General features: G+C 76.9%; 4 protein-coding genes and 2 pseudogenes. 2 read left to right on the top strand and 4 right to left on the bottom strand.

Features of this window, described 5'->3' with window-relative positions; genetic code table 11:
* Nucleotides 1–323, top strand: a pseudogene (locus tag JNW89_RS26240) (hypothetical protein); the annotation flags it as partial.
* On the opposite strand, the gene JNW89_RS26245 reads toward JNW89_RS26240, so the two are convergent.
* On the bottom strand, nt 237–1,418 hold the full coding sequence (locus JNW89_RS26245) for an aminotransferase class V-fold PLP-dependent enzyme (protein ID WP_238450985.1): 1,182 nt from the start codon (nt 1,416–1,418) through the stop codon (nt 237–239). The pseudogene JNW89_RS26240 and the gene JNW89_RS26245 overlap by 87 nt on opposite strands.
* A gap of 135 nt (nt 1,419–1,553) precedes the next feature.
* A complete protein-coding gene (locus JNW89_RS26250; protein WP_238450986.1) occupies nt 1,554–2,723 on the bottom strand; it encodes a tyrosine recombinase XerC in 1,170 nt (389 codons plus the stop codon).
* Nucleotides 2,724–3,089: 366 nt separating this feature from the next.
* Between JNW89_RS26250 and JNW89_RS26255 the strand changes: the two genes are divergently transcribed.
* Entirely contained in the window at nt 3,090–3,428 is a 339-nt protein-coding gene (locus JNW89_RS26255) for a hypothetical protein (RefSeq protein ID WP_238450988.1), read from the top strand.
* Nucleotides 3,429–3,434: 6 nt separating this feature from the next.
* Here the strand turns inward: JNW89_RS26255 and JNW89_RS26260 are convergent, their stop codons facing one another.
* Nucleotides 3,435–4,649, bottom strand: a complete 1,215-nt coding sequence (locus JNW89_RS26260; RefSeq protein ID WP_238450989.1) for a DNA-processing protein DprA — start codon at nt 4,647–4,649, stop codon at nt 3,435–3,437.
* Nucleotides 4,646–5,530: pseudogene (locus tag JNW89_RS26265) on the bottom strand (ATP-binding protein); the annotation flags it as partial. The pseudogene JNW89_RS26265 and the gene JNW89_RS26260, both read right to left, overlap by 4 nt.

Consider the following 5,530-nt stretch of genomic DNA (forward strand, 5'->3'; position numbering starts at 1 on the left):
TGCACTGGGGGCTGCGCCGCGGGGCGGACTACCTCGACCCGCTGGCCCTGCTCGGGCTCGGACCGGTCCGGCTGCTCCCGGTGCGCGACCCGAGCGGCCCGCTCACCGAGCGGATGGCGAGCGGCCCGCTCACCGAGCGGATGGCGAGCGGCCCGCTGACCAAGCGGACGGCGAGCGGCGCACTCGCCGAGCGGACGGCGAGGGCCGTCTGTCGGTGTGGTCGGCGCGGGCCGGGGTCAGGGCCGGGCGAGCAGCGGGGGCAGCCGGACCGCCAGCCGTTCGTACTCCTCGGCGGAGTTGTAGACCTGCGCGCAGAGCCGTAGCCAGCCCCGACCGTCCCAGGCCATCACCGCCACCTCGGCGGCGAGCCGCTCGGCGATCCGGTCGCGCAGCGCCCGTGCGGTGTCCAGGGTGGTGGCCACGCCCGGCGGCAGCGGCACGATCCGCATGGCGACCGCCGGTCCACCCGGGTCCGGCAGGTCGGCCGGCGCCACCCCGAGGGCGTCCCCGACCACCCGTTGCCCGTACCCGGCCAGCGCCGCGTTGTGCGCCCGCACCCGGTCCAGGCCGAGGCTGCGCAGCGCGTAGAGCCCCACCGGGGCGCTCAACCACCCCGTGTAGTCGAGGGTCGCCTGCCACTCCACGTTGCCGGGGAAGCCGCCGCCCTGCTCCCAGGAGACGACCAGCGGCTCGATCCGCTCCCGCCACTGCGGGGCGACCACCAGCACGGCGGTGCCCCGCGGGGCGAACGCCCACTTGTGCAGGTTGCCCACCCAGAAGTCCGCGCCGACGGCGCCGACGTCGACCGGCAGCATGCCGGGCACGTGCGCCCCGTCCACCAGCACCGGTACGCCCCGCTCCCGGGCCACCTGCACCATGGCCGCGACCGGGAAGAGGCGGGCGGTGGGCGAGGTTAGCTGGTCGACGACGAGCAGTCGGGTCCGCCCGGGTCGCAGACCGGTGCGGACGATCTCGACGATCTCCTCGTCGGTGGCGGTCAGCGGCACCCGCAGCGCCCGGGTGCCCGCCCCGGTACGGCGGCACTCCCGCTCGATGCTGAAGCCGACCGCGCCGTACCCGTGATCGGTGGTGAGCACCTCGTCGCCGGCCCGCAGGCCGAGGGACTGCAGGACCACCGCGACGCCGGTGGTGGCGTTGCCGACCAGCGCCGTGCCGTCCGGGTCGGCGCCCAGGAAGGTGGCCAGGTGCCGCCGGGTGTGGCCGATCCGCTCGGTCAGCCCCTGGGTGAAGAAGCGCAGCGGGTTGGACTCCATCTCGTCGCGCAACCGCTGCTGCGCCCGCTGCACGCTGATCGGTACCGCGCCGAACGCGCCGTGGTTGAGGTAGTTGACCGCCGGGTCGAGCGAGAAGAGCAGTCGGGCCCCGGGAATCGGCTCGGGCGGCCGGGCGACGGTCACGTAGTGATCATATCCGTCGACGGATCAACCGTCGTCGGTTCGCTGTCCTCCGGCGGCGGCCGCCCCAACCAGCAGGGCACCGTGCTGCCGGCGGTTCGACCCGGTGCGGCCCGCCGATCGGGCGCAGCGGGTGGGTCAGGCGCGCGGGTGCGCCTGCCGGTACGCGGCCCGCAGCCGCTCGACCGAGACGTGCGTGTAGATCTGGGTGCTGCCGAGCGAGGAGTGGCCGAGCAGCTCCTGCACGGCGCGCAGGTCCGCGCCGCCCTCCAGCAGGTGCGTCGCCGCCGAGTGGCGCAGTCCGTGCGGGCTGACCCGGGGCAGGCCGAGGGACTCGGCGTACCCGGCCACGATCCGGCGCGCCGTCGTCGGGTTCAGCCGCCCGCCGCGCGCGCCGAGCAGCAGCGCCTCCCCGGAGCCGGGCACCACCGCCAGGGCGGGCCGCCCGGAGCGCAGCCAGTCGTCGATCGCCCGCTGGGCCGGCACCCCGTACGGCACCGAGCGTTCCCGGCCGCCCTTGCCGAGGACCCGGATCACCCGGCGGCTGTGGTCGACGTCGGCGACGTCCAGCCCGCACGCCTCGCTGACCCGTACCCCGGTGCCGTAGAGCAGTTCCAGCAGGACCCGGTCGCGCAGTCGCACCGGTTCGTCCTCGGGGCGGGCGGGGTCGGCCGGACCGTCGTGTCGGGTGGCTCCGGTGGCCGCGCCGTCCTGGTGTTCGTCCGCGTCGGGCCCGGCCGGGTCGGTCACCCTGTGCCCGGTCGGGTCGGTGGGCCGGGTCGGGACGTCGTGGCGCGGTACGGCGGTACGTGCGGCCGCATCGGGGTGGGTGCCGGCGGCGGGCCCGGTCGCCTCGGCGGATCGGGGGGCAGGGGGACGCCGATCGGGCGCCTCCACGAGGGCGGCGGCCTGGTCGGCCCGGAGCACGGTGGGCAGGTCGCGGTGGGCCCGGGGGCTGGACAGCGGAGCCGCCACGTCGGTGGGGAGCACGTCCGCGCGGTGCGCCCAGGCGCTGAAGGTGCGCGCCGCCGCCGCCCGCCGGGCCAGTGACGTCCGGGCCGCGCCCACCGTGCGCTGCCGGGCCAGCCAGCTGCGCAGCACCGTCAGGTCCAGCTCGGCGGGTGCGGAGCAGCCCATCCGTACCGCGTGGTCGAGCAGCGAGACCACATCGGCCACGTACGCCCGCACGGTGTGGGCGGATCGGTTGCGCACCCGGGCCAGGTGGTCGGCGAAGTCGTCCACGGCCTCCCGCATGGCCGGTGGCAGCGCCTCGTGGGTGGCCCGGGTGGCCCGCGTGCCGCCCGTCATCGCCCGGCCCGTGCCGTCGACGGGCAGCCCGGAGCGACCTGCGCGACGCCGGCCAGTCGACGTTCGTCGACCCGGACGGGGAGGCGTGGCACCGGATGACGTCCGCCTGGCATGGGCTCAGCGTAAGCGCGTGCCGGCCGGTCGGCAGAACGCTGCGCATCGACACGACGCCGCGCGCGGACGCCCCCGGCCCAGCCGTCCCGTCCCACGGGCGCGGCGTGGACACAGAAGACCTGACCTTGCGCGGCGGCGCGCCGTCGGTGCTGGCCGGTGGTGGCGTGGACGGGGAGACTGGAGGCAGGGACGGTGCGTGCGCCGTCGCCCGGTTGCCTCGGCGGGGACGCCGACGGGAGGAGGGAACCGCTCATGGGCCTGGACGTCGTCCTCTACCGGCTGGTCCGTGGCGGCCCGGGCCGTCGGCCGTCCTCGGTCGCGGCGCAGGTGGTGCCCGACCCCGACGACCTGCTGCTCGACCTGCTGAAGCGGGGGCGGGGCGGCGGACGCACCCCGACGCTGGACCGGGTCGACCCGCTCGGTGAGCTGGTGGTCGGGGCGGAGCGGGCACCCCAGCTCCTGACCGAACTGGACTGCCTGGTCGAGGCCGCCCGCACTCCGGCCGAGACCGCGCAGGTGCGGCAGGTCGCGGTGCTGGTCCACCGGTGCGTACGCGAGCGTGACCTGGAGATCCGGTTCGAGGGGGACTGAGCCCGGTCACCGCTTGGCCCCGCGCCCTGGGCCGGCGGGGGCGCGCGCCGTCGCGGCGGGCCGCGCCAGGGCGTACCCGCCGTCGCGGCGGAGCACCATCGCCAGTTCCTCCAGCAGGGAGAGCTTCCGCATCGCCGTCCGTACGTCGACCCCGGCCCGTGCGGCGAGCGCGTCGAGCCCGACCACCCCGCGCCGGGGCAGCGACTCCAGCACCATGGTCGCCTCGTCGTCGAGCAGGTCGCTCGGGCGCTCCGGGCCTCGTGCGGGCGGGGCCAGGTCGGTCCCGATCCGGCCGACCTCCTCCAGCACGTGCGGCACCCCGGTCACCAGCCGCGCGGCCGGCTGGTCCCGCAGCACCTCGTGCGTCCCGACCGACATCGCCGAGGTGACCGGGCCCGGCACCACCATCGCCCGCCGGCCCATCGCGATCGCTCGGTTCACCGTCTGCGTCGCGCCGCTGCGGGCCGCCGCCTCCACAAGCACCGTTCCCCGGGTCGCGGCGGCGATCACCCGGTTGCGGATCAGGAACCTCGGCCGCAGCGGGTCGGCGCCGGGCATCCACTCGCTCACCAGCAGCCCGGTCTCGGCGATCCGGTCGAACAGGGCGGCGTTGCCCATCGGGTAGGGCCGGTCGACGCCGCAGGCCAGCACGGCCACCGTCAGCCCGCCGGCGGTCAACGCGCCCCGGTGCGCCGCCGCGTCGATGCCGAACGCCCCACCGGAGACCACCGTCCAGTCCCGCTCCGCCAGCCCGTACCCGATCTCGGTGGCGACGTGCAGGCCGTACCCGGTGGCGGCCCGCGCGCCGACCACCGCGACGGAGCGGTCCAGCGCCTCGCCGAGCGGCCAGCCGCCGCGTACCCAGAAGCAGAGCGGTGGGGCGGTCTCCAGGTCGACCCGCCGGCTCGTTCCGGACAGCACCAGCCGGCGCAGGTCGTCGAGGCGGGCGGGCCACTCCTCGTCCTCTGGGGTGAGGACGCGGGCGCCGATCCGCTCGGTGCGGGCGAGCGCGTCGGCGGCGACGGCGCGGGCGTCCTCGGCGGCCGTGCGCGCCGACACCGCCGTGCGCAGGCTCGCCTCCGGCGCGCCTCCGTCGAGCAGCAGGTCCAGCGCCGCCACCGGGCCGAGCTGCTGGACCAGCCGGTGCACCGATCGGGTGCCCGGCTCGGTGAGCCAGGTCAGCGCCACCCGGGCCAGCAGCCGCTCCTCGCTGGTGCTCATGCTCCCTCTCCCGTCCTGAGTTGGATGGCCTCCAGCACGTCCTCGCGCTGCGGCCTGGCCCGCCCGTCGAGGTCCGCGATGGTCCAGGCCAGCCGGATGATCCGGTCGAAGCCACGGGCCGAGACGGCCCCGGAGTCCAGCCGGCCGCGCAGCTCGGCGGTGTCCCGGGCGGCAGCCGCCAGGGCGGCCGTCGCAGGTACGGTCCGGGGATCTCGGCGTTGAGCCCGCGGCCCACCGGAGCCCAGCGCGCCGCCGCGGCCTGCCGGGCCGTGGCGACCCGGGCGGCCACGGTCGTCGAGGACTCGGTGGCCACGGCCGCCTCCATCAGCTCCGCCGCCCGCACCGGCAGCAGCTTCACCTGCACGTCGATCCGGTCCAGCAACGGCCCGGAGAGCCGGCCCAGGTACCGCCGCCGGGCCAGCGGGCTGCACTCGCAGTACGCGTCGCCGGCCGGCTTCGCGCACGGGCACGGGTTGGCGGCCAGCACCAACTGGCTGCGGGCCGGGTACTCGGTGCCGCCCCCGCTGCGGGCCAGCTGGATCCGGCCGTGCTCCAGCGGTTGCCGCAGCGCCTCCAGCGCGCCCTTGCTGAACTCCGGCGCCTCGTCGAGGAAGAGCACGCCGCGGTGGGCCAGCGAGACGGCCCCCGGCCGGGCCAGCCCGGACCCGCCGCCGACCAGGGAGGGGATGGTCGCCGTGTGGTGCGGCGCCTGGAACGGTGGCCGGCGCAACAGCCGGCCCCCCGGCGGGAGCAGACCGGCGATCGAGTGCAGCGCGGTGACCTCCAGCGCGGCGGCGTCGTCCAGTTCCGGCAGGATCGAGGGGAGCCGCTCGGCCAGCATGGTCTTGCCCGCGCCGGGCGGCCCCAGCAGGGCGAGATGG

The sequence above is a fragment of the Micromonospora sp. 4G55 genome (genome assembly GCF_016803375.1).